At 49.0% G+C, this 16602-nt stretch carries 14 protein-coding genes; all 14 read right to left on the bottom strand.

Annotated features, from left to right (window positions below; translation table 11 throughout):
* Positions 1-278 precede the first annotated feature (278 nt).
* Positions 279-2390, bottom strand: a complete 2112-nt coding sequence (locus J9317_RS01845; protein WP_211556023.1) for a type IA DNA topoisomerase — start codon at positions 2388-2390, stop codon at positions 279-281.
* Between the two features lie 344 nt (positions 2391-2734).
* Positions 2735-4168 (bottom strand): dihydrolipoyl dehydrogenase family protein, encoded by a 1434-nt coding sequence (locus tag J9317_RS01840; protein WP_211556021.1) that lies wholly within the window; start codon positions 4166-4168, stop codon positions 2735-2737.
* Complete coding sequence (locus J9317_RS01835; protein WP_211556019.1) at positions 4168-5346, bottom strand: dihydrolipoamide acetyltransferase family protein; 1179 nt, start codon at positions 5344-5346, stop codon at positions 4168-4170. The genes J9317_RS01840 and J9317_RS01835 overlap by 1 nt, the downstream gene beginning before the upstream one ends.
* A gap of 18 nt (positions 5347-5364) precedes the next feature.
* Positions 5365-6360, bottom strand: a complete 996-nt coding sequence (locus J9317_RS01830) for an alpha-ketoacid dehydrogenase subunit beta (protein ID WP_211562038.1) — start codon at positions 6358-6360, stop codon at positions 5365-5367.
* Positions 6361-6362: 2 nt separating this feature from the next.
* Entirely contained in the window at positions 6363-7433 is a 1071-nt protein-coding gene (gene pdhA, locus J9317_RS01825; RefSeq protein ID WP_211556017.1) for a pyruvate dehydrogenase (acetyl-transferring) E1 component subunit alpha, read from the bottom strand.
* 15 nt (positions 7434-7448) lie between these two features.
* Positions 7449-8597 (bottom strand): Leu/Phe/Val dehydrogenase, encoded by a 1149-nt coding sequence (locus tag J9317_RS01820; RefSeq protein ID WP_431190663.1) that lies wholly within the window; start codon positions 8595-8597, stop codon positions 7449-7451.
* Positions 8594-9001 carry a thioesterase family protein gene (locus J9317_RS01815; protein ID WP_211556015.1) on the bottom strand — a complete coding sequence of 136 codons (408 nt, stop codon included), beginning with the start codon at positions 8999-9001 and terminating at the stop codon, positions 8594-8596. Before J9317_RS01815 ends, J9317_RS01820 begins: the two co-directional genes overlap by 4 nt.
* A gap of 129 nt (positions 9002-9130) precedes the next feature.
* Positions 9131-9928: an ABC transporter ATP-binding protein gene (locus tag J9317_RS01810; RefSeq protein ID WP_211556013.1), complete on the bottom strand. Its 798-nt coding sequence runs from the start codon at positions 9926-9928 to the stop codon at positions 9131-9133.
* A complete protein-coding gene (locus J9317_RS01805) occupies positions 9906-10955 on the bottom strand; it encodes an ABC transporter permease (protein ID WP_211556011.1) in 1050 nt (349 codons plus the stop codon). Before J9317_RS01805 ends, J9317_RS01810 begins: the two co-directional genes overlap by 23 nt.
* 19 nt (positions 10956-10974) lie before the next feature.
* Entirely contained in the window at positions 10975-11970 is a 996-nt protein-coding gene (locus tag J9317_RS01800; RefSeq protein WP_211556009.1) for an ABC transporter substrate-binding protein, read from the bottom strand.
* A gap of 138 nt (positions 11971-12108) precedes the next feature.
* Positions 12109-13077: an NAD(P)H-dependent flavin oxidoreductase gene (locus J9317_RS01795; protein WP_211556007.1), complete on the bottom strand. Its 969-nt coding sequence runs from the start codon at positions 13075-13077 to the stop codon at positions 12109-12111.
* Between the two features lie 549 nt (positions 13078-13626).
* Positions 13627-14508 carry a phenylacetic acid degradation operon negative regulatory protein PaaX gene (paaX, locus tag J9317_RS01790; RefSeq protein ID WP_035408436.1) on the bottom strand — a complete coding sequence of 294 codons (882 nt, stop codon included), beginning with the start codon at positions 14506-14508 and terminating at the stop codon, positions 13627-13629.
* A 98-nt stretch (positions 14509-14606) separates the two neighbouring features.
* Positions 14607-15383, bottom strand: a complete 777-nt coding sequence (locus tag J9317_RS01785; RefSeq protein ID WP_211556005.1) for an enoyl-CoA hydratase-related protein — start codon at positions 15381-15383, stop codon at positions 14607-14609.
* An 11-nt stretch (positions 15384-15394) separates the two neighbouring features.
* The gene (locus J9317_RS01780) at positions 15395-16591 is read right to left on the bottom strand and encodes an acetyl-CoA C-acyltransferase (protein ID WP_211556003.1); all 1197 of its coding nucleotides are present in this window, start codon (positions 16589-16591) and stop codon (positions 15395-15397) included.
* Positions 16592-16602: the final 11 nt, after the last annotated feature.

Raw genomic sequence — 16602 nt, 5'->3', positions numbered from 1 at the left:
TCCTAAGTAAGAGATGACAGCATCAAATGAATACTATATTCGAAACCGGCTTTTGAAACCCTGCAAAGTCTATCTAAAAACGGGGTGGGAAATACATACAATTCATCCGTGCTTAAGTCCTATAATTATCTCTAAATATTTCGACAATTAAAAGCGGTTTTTTAAAAGAACTTGTCTTATTTCCTATTTTCGCACGTTCCATCTCTTTTTTCCAATACAAAGACGGCCGTGCAAAAGCATCGTCCGTCCTCGTTCATTTGATACAGTATTTTAAGAGATTACTTAAATGAAAACTCAATTTTTCCGTTATTTAAAACGAGATAAGCATCAAACGGATTTTTCTTGCCTTTAAACCCTTTGATTTTTCTTGTTTTCCCTTTTTCGCACAATAATTTAATCTGGGCGGGACTGATCGTTTTATTTAAGATTTTTTTATTAAAAGCTTGCTTGCAGCCGTTCAGGTAGGCGGAACAGCCGTAAAAAGTCCGCCTGTCCATAATATCCCCTTCCTTGCAGGCCGGGCATCGGCAAATGGCTCCATCATGCTGAGCAGGCACAATCCGGTCTTCAACAGAAAGACGGCCCACATCCGTTTTAGCCTGCTCCATCAGGGCAAAGCACAGCTTCCCTGCATTTTCGATGAACACTTCCCTGGACTTCTGACCGGCACCAATCCCTTTTAAAAAGGTCTCCCATTTCGCGGTCATTTCCGGTTTTGAGAGAATCGTCCCCTCCACTGCATCGCACAATATACTCCCTTTTTGGGTGACAAACACACTGTTTTTGTTTACTTCTATAAACTCACGCAGGATCAGGGTATCGATGATCCCTGCTCTTGTCGCTTCCGTCCCAAGCCCTTCGGCAGCATTCAGCGCTTCCTTCATTTCCTTGTCTTCGATATATTTTCCGGCCGTTTTCATTAGTGTAATCAGCTGGCCGAGCGTGTACGGCTTCGGAGGCTCGGTCATGCCGTTCTTCACAGCGAGAACAGCCCTTGCCGCTTCCCCTTCCTGAACCGCAGGCAGCCGCTGCTCTTCCTCATTTTTGGGTTCTTTCCCCTCGAGGTTTTTCCAGCCGTTTATTTTGACGGTCTTCCCCTTCGTCAGAAAATCGTTTTTCCCGATTGAAGTGGTGATGACGGTTTCGTCATACACATGGTCGTCCAAAAACATTTTGAGCATGCTTTTTACGACCTCTTCGTACACTGTTTTTTCCTGGGGGGAAAAAGCAGCGAATTTAGCGGGGGATACAAGCTTTTCTGTCGGAATGATGGCATAGTGATCTTTCACCTTGCTCGAATCTACGTATCTTTTGGATGGGTATAGGGACTTGGGTGCAAACGATAAGGAAAAGGTAGTTTTATAGCCTTCCAGATTCCCTTTTAAATAAGAAAATTCTTCTTCTGTGATGTATTGGCTATCTGTCCGAGGGTACGAAACAAACCCCTTTTCATATAGCTTTTGGACCGTTTTCAAAACAGTGGTCGGGCTCATTTTCGTCCGTCTGTTCAGGCTTGCCTGCAGGGTCGAAAGGCTATGAAGCTTCGGCGGCTTGATCCGCTTTTCCTGGACGGAAATGTCTTTAACGGCGGCTTGATATTCATTCGTGTCCGGTGTGATATCAGGACGTATTTCCTTTTGCATGTCCTCTTCGGATTTAAATTTCTTTGGAATTTTCCCCTTATAGGTGCCGTTCTTTACGGTGAATTCGCCTTCCAGCTCAAAGAATGGCTCTGATTTGAATTGTTCAATTTCCTTCTGCCGGTCATAGATCAGCTTCAGCACTGGAGTCTGAACCCGGCCTACACTGAAATTCTCTCTTACTCCTTTTTGCTGAAGAAGAAGGGTGTAGAGGCGGCTCGCATTAATTCCTACAAGCCAATCACCGATTTGCCTTGCCTGCGCTTCATAGAAAAGCGGTTCGCTTTCTCTCCCCTCTTTCAGGTTGGAAAAACCGTTTTTTACCGCATTTTCTGTATAGGAAGAAAGCCAAAGCCGTTTCATCGGTTTATGGGCGGCACCGGACATCATGATGAGGAGACGGGCAATGTTTTCGCCCTCTCGCGCCGCATCTGTGCCGATAATAATTTCAGAGGCTTCCTTCAGCATCGATCGGACGATCCTGAATTGCTTTGCCTTGTCTTTCGATATTTTGTATTCGAATTTTTCCGGAATGATCGGCAATGTCTCAAGCGACCATTTTTTCCATGTTTGATCATATTCATCGGGATTCTTTAAATCGACTAAATGTCCAATAGCCCACGTGATAACGGCGCCTTTCGGAAATTGCCCGCACGGCTTTACTTCAATGCAGCCGTCTTTCTTCACTGATGGAAAAGGAGCAGCGAGCAGCTTGCCCTGATCGGGCTTTTCCGCCAAAATGACGATCAATGTGATTCTCCCCTTATCCTTTATTCATTTACCCAAGTGCTGCAGGCAAACAGGTGTTTCTCTTTCTTCATTTTCTCACGTTCCGCTTCTTTTTTCCAATACAATGATGGAGAGGGTCTTACACTACTGAAATTCATCATAAATGTGGAAAATTCATCATAAACTATCAAAATTTCATCATAAACTATCGAAATTTCATCATAAACCACCGAAAATTCATCATAAACCACTGGAAAGCCAGAATAACCCTCCTGTATTGACTTCGAAACGGCAATGATTAGGGATTAGTGGAGGCTTTTATAGATAAAACCCCGGGGATTGTCCCGGGGGTCTCGATTTCCCTCTTAACGCTGGCGGGCAAGCTCTTTTGAAGGAGGCTTGTGGATGGCGAGTCCTGCGAGATCCTCTACCGCTTCGAGCAGCCCTTCATTCATGCTTGGGTGCGGATAGAGAGGGAACGATAAGTCTTCCTCCCTCGCCGCCATTTCAAGCGCGGTGATTCCGGTGCTGATCAATTCAGCCGCTCCGTTGCCCATTAAGTGGACGCCAAGAATGACCTCATTTTCTGCATCAGAAACTACTTTGGCAAAGCCGTCTTTTTGCCCTGCAAGAGAAGCAAAGCCGTTTCCGGCAAAAGAAAACACGCCCGTCCTTACCTTGTATCCCTCAGCTTTCGCTTCTTCTTCTGTTAACCCCGCACAAGCGATTGGCGGCTGGCTTCGGATGACCATTGGAATGAACCCGTCATTCCATTCGGCTGGGAGTCCGGCAATGGAAGCGGCGGCGGCTTTCCCCTGACTGATTGCTTTAACAGCCAGCAGCTTTCCGCCGGTGATATCACCAATAGCCCAAATATTAGATAGCGATGTCCGGCACTCCCGGTCAATCTGCACAAAGCCCCGGGAATCTGTTTTAATGCCAAGGCGGTTTAGCCCAAGCTCCTCTGAGTTGCCTTGAAACTCCGTCTGTAAATAAAGATGCGTTCCTTCAAGTTCAAGCTCTGTTCCATCATCTGCTATAAATACAGCTTTCAGGATGCCCTCCTGTTTCACGGCTTGCTTGAGCATCATTCCTTTCTTCCACTTGATTTTTGCTTTTTTCATGACCCTCAAAAGCTCTTTTTCTATGGAAGCATCCAGTCCCGAAAACCCGTGTTCATGAACCAGGGTGACCTCACAGCCTAAAATCCGGTAGCTGAATGCCGCTTCAATCGCCGTATAATCGTTTCCATATAAAATCAGATGCTCCGGCAGACTTTCCAGGCTGTACAGGGATCTCGAATCCAGAATATATGGTGGATCTACTGCAGCGGCTGGATGAGAAACAGGGGAGGTTCCGGCTGCAATGATGGCTGCTTTGAATGAGTAGACCTGAAAATCATCTCCGTTCTCCACTCCGATCCGATCATCGGATAAAAACGAGGCTTTCCCGCTGACCAGCTCTACCTTATGCTGCCGGCACAGCGCTTCCACTCCTTTTCTCAAATTGGCTGTCACTTGATGTTTGTATTCAGCGGTTTGAGAAAGATCAAATGATACGTCCGACATGCTGATGCCTAAGCCGCCTATTTTAGAAAGCTCTCCATACTTGGCTGATACATGGACGAGCACCTTCGATGGGATACAGCCCTGATTTAAGCAAACACCGCCAAGGTCCCCCTTTTCAATCAGGGTAACTTCCTTACCAAGCTGTGCGGCCCGGATTGCCGCTGTATAGCCTCCGGGTCCCCCGCCGATGATGACCAGTTCTCTTTCCTGCGCCAGTTCTCCAACTACCATTACACCAGCTCCACAATCAGCAATTTTGGATGTTCAATCAGTTCTTTAAACCGGTTTGTAAACGCGACTGCCGCTGCTCCGTCCGCGACCCGGTGGTCGAAGGACATGGACACGTTCATTATTAAACCAATCACAATCTCCCCGTTTCGGACAACAGGCTTTTCCTTTGTCGCATGGAAGGCCATTAATCCTGTTTCCGGATGATTAATGACAGGAGTTGCTCCTATGCTTCCAAGCGGTCCAACGTTGCTGATGGTGAACGTTCCGCCCGTAAGCTCCGCCCGGCTCAAACGGTTTTCTCTCGCTTTTTCGTTCAGTTCCTTCATCTCTTTATGAATTTCAAGGATTGATTTCGTTTCCACCTGCTGCAGCACTGGAACAATCAGCCCATCCGGCGAATCAACGGCAAGGCCGATATTGTACTCCGATTCAAGGACAATGACTTCCTGTTCTTCATCGAGTTTGGCGTTGAATACAGGAAAGTCCTTTAATGCAATGGCAGCAGCCTTGATGAAAAAAGCGGCGGCCGAAATGGAGCGGCCCGCTTCCTTTAGTTCCTTTCTGAAGGTCATCAGCTCTGTCATATCCACTTCTTCAAAATGGGTAACATGCGGAATCGTCTTGAGGGAATGAACCATTTTCTTCGCGATTTGTTTCCTTCTGCCCTTGAATGGAATGGTCTGCTTTTCACCATGATTTGCTTTTGTGATCCGTTTTTTTTCTGCCACAGGCGCTACCTTCACCGGTTCCGGCTGCTTTTGCTTCGCTGCCAATCCCAATACATCTTCATCTGTCACTCTTCCTGCAGGTCCGGAGCCCTTGAGCTTTTCAATATCAATCCGGTTTTCCCTTGCAAGCTTTCTCGTAAAAGGAGTGGCGAGCACCCTGGCTGAAACCGGCCGGGTCTCAGGAGTGCTTTCCTTTAATTGGACAGCATCCGTTTCATCTGTCTCAATGACAAGAAGTGTCGTTCCTACTGATACCGTTGTCCCTGGATCAATCAGGATTTCTTTCACCATACCCGCTCCTGGAGAAGGAAGCTCCGCCGTCATTTTGTCCGTTTGCACTTCGATCAGCGGCTGATCCCGTTCGACTCTCTCTCCCTGTTTAACGAAATAGTGAAGAATGTCTCCCTCCGTCATGCCCTCTCCAATATCATGAAGCTTGACTTCCAGCATCTTTTCACCCGCCTCCCTTTAATAGTGAATGACTTTTTCAACAGCCTGAATGATTCGTTCCGTGTCAGGCAGATAGTGCTCCTCCAGCGAAAAAAATGGAACAGGTACATCAAAACCGCTCACTCTTGTAATCGGTGCCCGCAAGTACAGAAAAGACGTATCATTGATAACACCCATCACGTCATTCGCAAGTCCCCCTGTAGCATGCGCTTCCTGAACGATGACCGCTCTGCCTGTTTTCTGCACAGATTCGGCTATGGCTTCTTTATCAAGCGGATAGAGCGTTCTTAAATCAATGACCTCACAGCTGACTCCTGACTGCTCAAGCTTCTCAGCGGCCTTGGAGGCCTGGGCTGCCATCGCTCCCCAAGCGATCAGGGTCACATCGCTGCCCTCTCGCCGCCTGGCCGCTTTCCCGATTTCCACTCTGTATTCACCTTCCGGCACCTCTTCCTTGCCTGCCCGGTAAAGCTTTAACGGTTCTAGGAAGAGAACGGGATCTGGATCTTCGATGCTTGCGATGAGCAAACCTTTTGCATCATAGGGAGAGGACGGACAAACAACCTTCATTCCAGGCATGTGGGTAAACAGGGCTTCTGCGCTGTCAGAATGAATTTCCGGCGCCCTGATTCCGGCACCGTACGGAGCGCGGATCACCATTGGAACCGTGTATTCCCCCATCGTTCTCATCCGGATTCTTGTCGCATGTGTGGCGATTTGCTCGTAGGCCGGATAGATAAAGCCGAGGAACTGAATCTCTGCTACCGGAATCATTCCATTGATGGCCATACCGATTGCTGTCCCCATAAGTCCCGCTTCACTTAGCGGGGTATCCATCACCCGCTCTTCCCCAAATTCCTCCATCAGTCCTTCGGTTGCCCGGAAGACTCCCCCATTGCTGCCGATATCCTCTCCGAGAAGCACCACTTCTTCCTTCTTTTGAAGCATCGTCCGGAGACCGTCCGTAACAGCCTGAACCATTGTCAGCTTGTTCGTTTTCACTCTCATTTCCATACTCATCGGCCAGCACCTCTTATTTGGTTCATGTATTCTTCCTTCTGCTCCCGAATCGTCCAGGTTGGCTCTGCAAATACATGGTCAAACAAATCATTGACATCAGGCGGAGAGAAGGCTTCCATTTCGGCAACGGCTCCTTCGATCTGTTCCTCTGCTTCCTTTTGCACCTGATCGGCCCATTCGTCCTCCCAGATTCCCTCATTTTTCATATAGCGCTCAAGCCGCAGAAGCGGATCGATCGTCCTCTTTTTGCTCAGGCTCTCCTCCTGATCTCTGTACTTCTTCGGATCGTCCGCTGTGGTATGGGCCCCGTACCTCCATGTCACAGCCTCAAGCAATGTCGGCCCCTCGCCTTTCCGTGCGCGTTCAAGAGCCTGTTTTGTATAAAAATAAACCGCGAAGATATCATTGCCGTCAATTCTGTATCCCGGAATGCCGTAGGCAACAGATTTCTGCGCGATGGTGCGGGAATTCATCTGCTTTTCAATGGGAACGGAAATGGCGAAATGATTATTTTGATTAAAAAAGACAACCGGAGATTTAAACACACTCGCAAAGTTGAGTCCTTCATGGAAATCTCCTTCAGAGGTCGCACCATCGCCAAAGTAAACGATAGCGGCATTCCCGGTTCCTCTGCGCTTCTCGGCCAGCGCCGCGCCAGCCGCATGCGGAAGCTGGGTGGCGATCGGTACAGCCGGCGGAAAAATTCGTTTCCCGCTTGGAACGGTGCAGCCTTCCATTCTTCCGTTCCAATACAAAAGAACATGAGGAAGCGAATGGCCAAATGTAATGGTGGCGGCATGGTCACGGTAGGTCGGGAAGAGCCAATCTCGTTCCTTGAGAGCAGAAGCGCTGCCGACCTGCGCCGCTTCCTGGCCTTCAAACGGAGCATACGTGCCAAGCCGCCCCTGCCTTTGAAGAGAAATCGCTTTTCGGTCAAACGTCCGTACGAGAATCATTTTTTCATACATTTCCTTTGTAAGAGACTCTGAGATAAAGGATTTAAATTCCTCGTTTACAAGATTCCCGTTTTCATCCATAATCTGAATCATTTCAAATCCGTTTTCCATGCTTTCCCCTCCGCGTTATCGTTTAACGTTCCACTTCGGTTTCTGATCGGCCGTAAAAAAGCTGCTGCGATTCTTCCTTGCTTCAATCCGCTGTTCACAGAAAAGATCCGCGGCTTCTGCTGTACAAATGCTCCGGTCCTCGGAATGTTTGTAGACCTCTAAAAGGGAGGTGTAAATGGCTTTTGTTTTCGTCAGCACCCGCTGCTTATTCGTACCGTACAGCTCATCGGCCACTTGAATCAGCCCGCCGGCATTCACGATGTAGTCCGGAGCATAAAGGATTCCCCTTCTCCAAAGGTCCCCGCCGTGCTCCTCCCTTTCAAGCTGATTATTGGCAGAGCCCGCTACCGCCTTCACCTTCAGCATCCCGATCGTATGATCATTGATTATTCCTCCAAGGGCACACGGAACGAAAACATCAGCATCCACTGCATAAATTTCGTCACCCTTCACCGCCTTAACCGATCCCGGTAGCCCTTTTGCTTTTTGATTCAGCAGTTCAATCGCTGCTTCGTTGATATCAGTCACGAAGACGTCTGCTCCTTCCTCAAGAAGACGCTCCGCCACCTTGAAGCCGACCTTCCCAAGACCCTGAATGGCATAAACTCTTCCCTGCAGCGCATCATCTCCCCAAACCGCCTTATTCGTGGCTTTTATGCCATAAATTACTCCAAGCGCAGTTGGAACCGATGAATCACCGCTGCCGCCGTATTCTTCAGGAATGCCGACGATGCAACGCGTTTCTTTCGAAGCATGAACGAAATCCTCCGGTGTTGTGCCCATATCCGTTCCTGTATAAAACCTTCCACTTAGCGATTCAACGAACTGCCCGAAGGCCCGGAACATTTCAGGTGATTTGTCTGTCAGCGGATCCCCCACAATAACGGATTTCCCCCCGCCAAAATCCACATCCGCTGCGGCGCATTTATAAGTCATGCCCCTGGATAGCCGCAGAACATCATTCACCGCTTCACCTATGCTGGCATATGGCAGCATTCTGCATCCTCCAAGTGCCGGACCGAGAGTCGTGTTATGTATGGCGATTATGGCTTTTAACCCTGTATGGGGATCGTTGCAGAAGACCACTTGCTCGTGTCCGCTGATTTTAGCGAATACATCCATTCCTGCTGTCCCCCGGTTCTCCAATAAAGTAAACGCTTTCATTTTCTTCCTCCCTTAAGAGCCTGCTGAATTTTTGAAGAGATTTCTTCTTTCTGCAGGATGACCTGAACCACTTCTCCCTTTCCGATAAGCCGGTTTTCCGAATAGGCTTCAACATCCGTGTAAACAAGGTTTCTCTCTTTTTTCACAAGCGTTGCGACCACCCGTACAAGCGATCCCTCACCCGCAGGCGCAATGTGCTTAAGCTTTACCGAGGCTCCCATTCCCTCTTCTGAATCCTCCAAAAAAGGAAGAATGATCTTCCTCGATGCCCACTCCATACTGTGCACCATCGAGACAGTGGAATAGACGGGATGAACAACCTTCCCTTCAAATTGAGCGTACATATCCGGTGTAACCATCACTTCGCAGGCAGCCTGGCAGCCAAGCTCCATCCCCTTTTTCATCTAACCCCGCCTTTACACGCTGAATTCGACATAATGTTACAATAATTGTTAATAACGTTTATTTAACGCAATCTTATCATTTCGTTATATAATTTTCAATCAAAAAAAGAAGGATTTTACTCCTTCCTTTCATGCGTTCAGCAGCGCCCGGTCATTTGCCATCTGCTCGCCCCGTATTCTTTGAAACTCTCTCATAAGTTTTTCAATGGTCAGCTCTTTTTTCTTCTCTTCATCCACTGATAAAATAATCTGCCCTTTATCCATCATAATCAGCCGGTTGCCAAGGTCCAGTGCCTGCTGCATATTATGGGTCACCATAAGGGTCGTCAGTCCGTATTTGCTGACAATTTCCCTTGTTAAATTGGTAATCAGCTCCGCTCTGGACGGATCCAGTGCTGCCGTATGCTCATCCAGCAAAAGAATCGAAGGCTCTGTAAAGGTCGCCATCAGCAGGGAGAGCGCCTGTCTCTCACCACCGGAAAGCATGCCCACTTTGGCATTCATCCGATTCTCCAGACCGAGATGCAGCGATTCGAGCGACTCTTTGAAGAAGTCACGGCGTTTTCTTGTGACCGCTGTTCCAAATCCCCGTTTTTTGTTCCTTGAATAAGCCATCGCCAGATTTTCCTCAATAGTCATAGAGGGCGCTGTTCCTGCCATCGGGTCCTGGAAAACCCTCCCGATCAGTTTGGAACGCTTGTATTCAGGAAGCACGGTTACGTCCTTCCCTTCAATTTCAACGATACCGGTATCGGGCGGCAGGACGCCGGAAATCACGTTCATTACCGTTGATTTACCGGCTCCATTGCTTCCGATGATGGTAACGAAATCTCCCTTTTTCAGCGAAAGGTTGATTGAATCGAGCGCTATTTTTTCATCGAGTGTTCCTTCGTTAAAAATCTTGTTAATCTGCTTTAGATGCAGCAATGGCCTCCCCCTCTCCGTTTACACCGTGAAGGTCTTGCATCCGTTCTTTGTATCTCCGCGCTTTTCGTTTCTTTTGGCGGCGCTGTTCCAGCATCTTTGGCATGATGAGGGCAAAAATAACAATCACTGCGGTAATCAGCTTCAGATCACCGGTATCCAGCCCTTCGACTTGAAGAGAGAGACTAATCACGATGCGGTAAATGACCGCCCCGCCAATGACGGCAAGCGTTGTTCTCGCAATCGTTTTTGTTCCGAATATGGCTTCGCCGATAATGACAGATGCGAGACCAATAATAATCATTCCAATCCCCATGCCGATGTCCGAAAACTTGGCATATTGGGCAACGAGCGCTCCGGACAGGGCAACAAGTGCATTTGATAGACCCAACCCCAAAATGATCAGGGAGTCCGTATTGGCTGAAAAGCTCCGGATCATCCGCTGATTGTCACCGGTTGCCCGAATCGCTAAGCCTGTTTCTGTTTTAAGGAAACGGTCCGTCAGCCATTTGATGAAAAATGTAACGATCAGCATGAAAAGCAGGATGCCCCATCCGGAAGGGAGACTGTCCCCTAGACCTAAACTTGAGAACAGGCTGTTCAGAGGAGCGTCAATGCCGATATTCTTTGAAAAATCAGAGATGGATGTGAAAATCGTTTCCGAGTTTAGCAACGGGATATTCGGAATCCCGATTGACGTTTCGGACGTCGTTCCCATAATCCGCAGATTAATGGAATACAAGGCAATCATCATTAAAATTCCTGAAAGAAGCGGATTGATCTTCCCTTTTGTATGCAGAACCCCCGTCATACATCCTGCTGCGAAGCCGGCCGCAATCGATGCAGCGGTCGCAGCAACCGGATTAAACCCCAGGACAATCATGGCGGCTGCCACAGAGGCACCCGTTACAAAGCTTCCGTCTACGGTCAGGTCAGGGAAATCCAGCACCCGGAAGGAAAGATAGACACCGAGCGCCATAATCGCATAAATAATGCCCAATTCTACTGAACCGAATAATGCAGAAAACATTCTGAATCGCCCCTAACTGTTATTCCGTGTATTCCGCCATTTTGTCCCATTCCGGTTTGATTTCAATTCCCATGGCTTCCGCAGCTTTTTTATTCATCATGAGCTTCAGCTTTCCAGGCACTTCAACTGCGATCTCGCCTGGTTTTTTTCCTTCAAGGACCTGCGCAGCCATTTCGCCTGCCTGGTATCCGATATCATAATATTGGAATCCGTATGCCGCGAAAGCGCCCCGTTTCAAAGAATCGAGGTCAGCTGTCAGCAGCGGAATTTTTTTGTCATTTGAAACCGAGACGACGGACTCAATAGCTGATATCACCGTATTATCGGTTACGATATAAAATGCATCCACTTTTCCGGCTAATGATTCAGCAGCCTGCTTCACATCTGCGGTTGTGGAAACAGAAGCAGTGACCGGCTCAAGGTCCATTTCTCCCATTAGCTTTTTAACCGATTCAACCTGGGATACAGAGTTCTGCTCGCCGGCATTGTAAAGCATGCCTACTTTTTTGCCGCCAAGCTCGTCTTTAATAAATTTCATTGTACTTGGAATGGCTTCAGGGTGAGAATCAATGGTGCCCGTTACATTGCTGCCCGGTTTATCAAGAGAGGCGACCAGCTCAGCTCCGACCGGATCTGTCACAGAGCTGAAGATGATCGGAATGTCTTTCGTAGCACTTAATGCTGCCTGGGAGCTTGGTGTGGAGTTCGCAAAGATGAGATCTGGCTTCTGGCTTACAAGGGTCGTTGCGATCGTCGTATTCGTACTGGCATCGCCCTGGGCATTCTTCACATCAAATTCTGCTTTAATCCCCTTATCCTCAAGTGCTTTTTTGAATCCTTTATAAGCATCATCCAAGGATGGATGCTCGACAATCTGGGTAACACCGATTTTATACGTTTTGCCCGCACCATCGCCGCCGGTTTCTCCGGAAGCACCTTCCTTATTACCGCAGCCGCTTAAAATTAGACCGGCTGCCACTGCCATACCCAGCCACACTCTCGTTTTCTTCCCCATTAAGATCCCCCTTTAATGTACAGCTCTTTTTGAAAAAAATAGAAAATCGCGTGTCGAAAATGTGAACTTCGTTAATTTACCGTAATGGTATCATCAGGAAATTAGCCCGTCAATCTATTTTTAGAATATTGAAAATTCTTATTCTATACGGGTAGACTGTGCCCGATAAACACCCAGTCTGCCAATCGTTTCCTCCATTTCTTGCTTCATACCCAAGATTAAATCCTTTACTGAAGGAACCTCTTTTATCAACCCGGCAATTTGGCCGCTGTTCCAATACCCCTCTTGCTCATTGCCATGAATGGCACCTGCAATATGGAAATCCTCATTTGTTTGTTTATTGTATTCTTCAAGCGTCATCCCCTCGCGCTCCCGTTCGATGATCAGGCCCGTATAAGGATTCTTCAGGACTCTTCTCACCCGTCCAACTGACCGTCCAATAATCATCGTCCCCTCATCATCCGCCTCAAGAATACGCTCTTTATAAAGAGGAGAAAACGGCGCTTCCTTCGTCGCAATAAAACGCGTGCCCATCTGAACCCCTTCCGCTCCAAGGGCAAGCATTGCGGCAAGAGCTCTGCCATCGCCGATCCCGCCGGCAGCGGCTACGGGAATTCCTACAGCATCTGCAAGCTGGGGAATTAAAGTCAAAGTCGTCGTCTCAAACGGCGAATTCAATCCTGCCGCTTCATAGCCTTCACCGATCACTGCATCCGCTCCGATCGCCTCTGCCTTCCTCGCCTGTTTCACAGAAGCCGTTACCGACAGCACCTTTACTCCATGCTCTTTGAAGTATGGGGCGAATGCAGCCGGATTTCCGGCAGAAAGCGATACAGCATGCACCTTATGCTTAACAATCAGCTCAGCAATTCCCTTTGCATGCCCGGACACGGAAAGAGCAATATTTACTGCAAAAGGGCGTTCCGTCCGCTCCTTCGTCTCCAATATGATCCTCTCCACCTCCTCCGGCGAGCGGGTACCCGCTCCAATCGTCCCAAGCGCTCCAGCCTCTGAAATAGCCGCAGTCAGCTGCGCATTGCTGATGTTGCCCATTCCTCCTTGGATGATGGGAACTTCGATATTTAGAATTTCGCATAGTCTGTTCATGGTGAGTGCTCCTTTCTCGGTCTTGGTAACGCTTACATTTTAGGGTGGCTTTTTAATGAGAGTTGCGGGTGGACGGTGGTTCCTGACCCGCGCTTCATTAGTGAACTAAAGCTATGGCACCTGTTTTTTAAATCCTTGCTGCGCAAGGCTTTAAAGAGTATGGCCTCCGTCCCCGGTTGCGGTGAATGGTGTGGGGACTGGCACCGTGCCTGACCCGCTATCTGTTAGTGAGATAAAGCTCCGGCACCTATTCTTCAATCCCTTGCTGCGCAAGGCTTAGAAGGACGCTCCCTCTGTCCCCTGTTGCGGTAAAGGATGTGGGGACTGGCACCCTGTGCCCGTTAGAACGTTTACAGAGTGCGAGCTTGGTTTTTGCACTGACCCCCGCTCCGCTAAAGCACTAAACCTCCGTCCCCGCTGATCAAGAGGTAAGGCCGTATAAGGGTTCGCCCGCTCCTTGCTCATTCCCCCAATGCGTTACTGCACTGAGGGTCAGTGCAACCACTATGCTGCGAGTCAGTGCAGCCACACAGAATCGAAACCCAAACCCTACTTCTCCTCCACCAGCAAAGGATGCTGAAACACATCATATTCGGAATCCTTATTGGTCAGCTCATTGCCCTCTTGGAACACCTCTTCAAAGAAGCGGCTGGCCGGTTCGGCTAGTTCCCGGTAGTAGCTGCTGAAAAGGGAGGCGGCGTGGCTGCCAAGCCATTTTTCAGGGAGCAGTTCTTCTGGGAGGCCGGGGTCGCTGAATAGGAATTTGCGGTATTCGTGGACGAGCTTTGTGCGTTCGACGAAGCATTCGGCGTCGGTCATTTCGCCTTTTTGGATTTTGTTTTTGTCGATGATGTACTTCTGGCTGTATTCGGCGATAAAGGCTTCGTAGCGGTTGTTGATTTCGTTTAAGTCCCAGCATTCTTCGACGAGCTTTTTGTTTTCATGGGGTCCGTCGTATTGGGATACGAAGAAGTGAACATAGGGACGGATTTCGTATTTGTCCATTAGGGCATAGACTTCTTTCGTCAGTTCGTTTGGGGAAACCCAGCAACTGTTGGCCATGGTTCCGAATCCGCTCCAGACGAGTTCTTTGCGCAGTTCGTCGCGGATGGCGCGCTTTTCTTCGGGGATGGAATAGATGAATAGCCGCCATTTGCCGTCCCATTGATCGGGGCTGAGCTTGAAGATTCGTTTGGCTGCTTCCTCCATCCGGATGGAGCCGCGTTCAGTTAAAAAGTAGTGGCTTTTGTTGCCGATTTTTTTGGATGTTACCCAGCCCTGCTTGTTCATTCTTGAAATCGCGGCGCGTACTGACTGTTCGTTGTGCCCGAATTCCTTGAGGAGGCGGATCAGGCTCCCGATCCATATTTCATTGCCGTAATGGCGGATGTAATCTCCGTATAAAGTAAAGATCATCGATCTCGTGTTGATGGTGCTGTTCATTGCGTTCACTACTCTCTGTCAAAAGTTAAGCGCTCTATTATCCTCCATTTGACAATGAAAGGTTAGCTTCTGTCAATACCTTTCCTTTACTTGCCCATAAATTCGGGAGTCCGTTTTTCGGAAAAGGCGAGGAGGGCTTCTCTTCTGTCATAGGTTGGAATGGTTTGCTCGTATGCTTCCGCTTCAATGTTCAGTCCGCTCTCCAAATCCGTTTCCATTCCAGCACTGATGGCGTATTTTGCCTGCTCCACTGCAACGGGTCCGTTTCTTAAAATTTCTTGGGCGAGGTGCTCGCACTCCTTCATCAATTCCGGTCCCGGGACTGTCTTTGTTAAAATACCGTACTTATAAGCCTGTTCGGCATCAATTTTTCGGGCGGTCAGAATCAGTTCCTTTGCCCGGGCTTCGCCAATCAAACGCGGCAGGCGCTGTGTTCCTCCCGCTCCCGGAATGATAGCCCAGCTTGTTTCCGTCAGGCCCATTTTTGCATGGCCGGCTGCAAGACGGAAATCACAGGCAAGCATCAGCTCGAATCCTCCGCCAAATGCATAGCCGTTGACTGCCGCAATGGTCACCTGAGGGAGCTTGGAGATTTCATGAAAAACGGTTCTGATTTTGAGCACATTGCGCCGAACGTCATCCTCGCCAAGTGTGCGTCTTTCCTTTAAATCAGCGCCGGAGCTGAAGGATTTATCGCCAGCCCCTGTAAAAATGACAACCCTGATTTCCCGGTCATGACGAAGTTCCTCAGTCAATACACCGAGCTCAGACAGCATCTCAAAGTTAAAGCAGTTCAGCGATTCGGGACGGTTCAGGGTGACATACGCAATTCCGTTTTTCTTTTCAAAAATCAGGTTTTTCAACGCGTTTCCTCCTATTCAATGTTTTCAATAATTGTCGCAATACCCTGCCCTACGCCGACACACATGGCGGCGAGTCCGAATTGAACGCGCTGCCTTTTCATTTCGTATAAAAGGGTTGTTAAAATTCGGGCTCCGCTTGCTCCAAGGGGGTGGCCGAACGCAATGGCGCCGCCGTTTACATTGACCTTGTGCCGGTCCAATCCCAGTTCATTTATACATGCAAGCGATTGAGATGCGAAGGCTTCATTCAGTTCTGTCAGTCCAATAGCGCCGACGGTTAGGCCGGCTCGGGACAGCGCTTTTTTCGCAGCATGCACCGGTCCCATTCCCATGATGGACGGTTCGAGACCGGCAACTGCGGAAACCTTGTATTTTGCGAGCGGCTGTAATCCAAGCTCTCTCGCTTTCTCTGAGCTCATCATCAGCAGGGCAGCCGCCCCGTCATTTACTCCGGATGCATTTCCTGCTGTTACGGTACCATCCGGAAACAGCGGCTTGAGTGACGCCAGTTTTTCGAGAACCGTTTCCGGACGGGGATGTTCATCCTGAACCACCAAATGTTCATTTCCTTTTCGGTCGCGGATGGAAACAGGAATGATTTCCTGCTGAAACCTGCCGCTTTCCATTGCTTTTGCCGCTTTCATCTGACTTTCATAGGCAAACTGATCCTGTTCCTCTCTTGTGATGCCAAACTGCTGCGCTACGTTTTCGGCCGTTTCTGGCATGGAATCCGTGCCGTACTTCTCTTCCAGCCTTCTATTGATAAAGCGCCAACCGATGGTTGTATCCAGCAGCTCCATGCTTCCTCTTGGAAAATCAGATTCCGGCTTGCCCATCACGAATGGCGCGCGCGTCATGCTTTCCGTTCCGCCCGCAATGTATATATCCCCTTCCCCTGCTAAAATGGCCCTTGCCGCATAGTTTACGGCATCAAGTCCTGAACCGCACAGCCGGTTGATGGTGGTGCCAGCAGTTTCAACAGGCAGACCGGCAAGAAGCGCGGACATGCGCGCGACGTTCCGGTTATCCTCTCCCGCCTGGTTCGCGCATCCGAATACGACTTCTTCAATGCCTTCAACCCCTTTGTTCCGTTCAAGAAGTCCTCTTATGACAATCGCACCTAAATCATCCGGCCGAACGGTTTTTAAAGCCCCTTTATACCGGCCGATCGGCGTCCGGACGGCATCAACAATGACTGCTTCATGCACAGCAAGCTCCT

It is taken from the genome of Metabacillus flavus (genome assembly GCF_018283675.1).
In the GTDB taxonomy this organism is placed as follows: Bacteria; Bacillota; Bacilli; order Bacillales; family Bacillaceae; genus Metabacillus_B; species Metabacillus_B flavus.
The sequence above is the reverse complement of the archived record's forward strand: the minus strand, read 5'-3'. Positions and strand labels throughout refer to the sequence as shown.

What these genes read in the sequence shown, in the direction of transcription:
- J9317_RS01795 (WP_211556007.1), bottom strand. Translation starts at nt 13,077, where the DNA reads ATGAACAGACTATGCGAAATTCTAAATATCGAAGTTCCCATCATCCAA.
- J9317_RS01840 (WP_211556021.1), bottom strand. Translation starts at nt 4,168, where the DNA reads ATGGTAGTTGGAGAACTGGCGCAGGAAAGAGAACTGGTCATCATCGGC.
- J9317_RS01820 (WP_431190663.1), bottom strand. Translation starts at nt 8,597, where the DNA reads ATGAAAGCGTTTACTTTATTGGAGAACCGGGGGACAGCAGGAATGGAT.
- J9317_RS01805 (WP_211556011.1), bottom strand. Translation starts at nt 10,955, where the DNA reads ATGTTTTCTGCATTATTCGGTTCAGTAGAATTGGGCATTATTTATGCG.
- J9317_RS01830 (WP_211562038.1), bottom strand. Translation starts at nt 6,360, where the DNA reads ATGGAAATGAGAGTGAAAACGAACAAGCTGACAATGGTTCAGGCTGTT.
- pdhA (WP_211556017.1), bottom strand. Translation starts at nt 7,433, where the DNA reads ATGGAAAACGGATTTGAAATGATTCAGATTATGGATGAAAACGGGAAT.
- J9317_RS01815 (WP_211556015.1), bottom strand. Translation starts at nt 9,001, where the DNA reads ATGAAAAAGGGGATGGAGCTTGGCTGCCAGGCTGCCTGCGAAGTGATG.
- J9317_RS01835 (WP_211556019.1), bottom strand. Translation starts at nt 5,346, where the DNA reads ATGCTGGAAGTCAAGCTTCATGATATTGGAGAGGGCATGACGGAGGGA.
- J9317_RS01800 (WP_211556009.1), bottom strand. Translation starts at nt 11,970, where the DNA reads ATGGGGAAGAAAACGAGAGTGTGGCTGGGTATGGCAGTGGCAGCCGGT.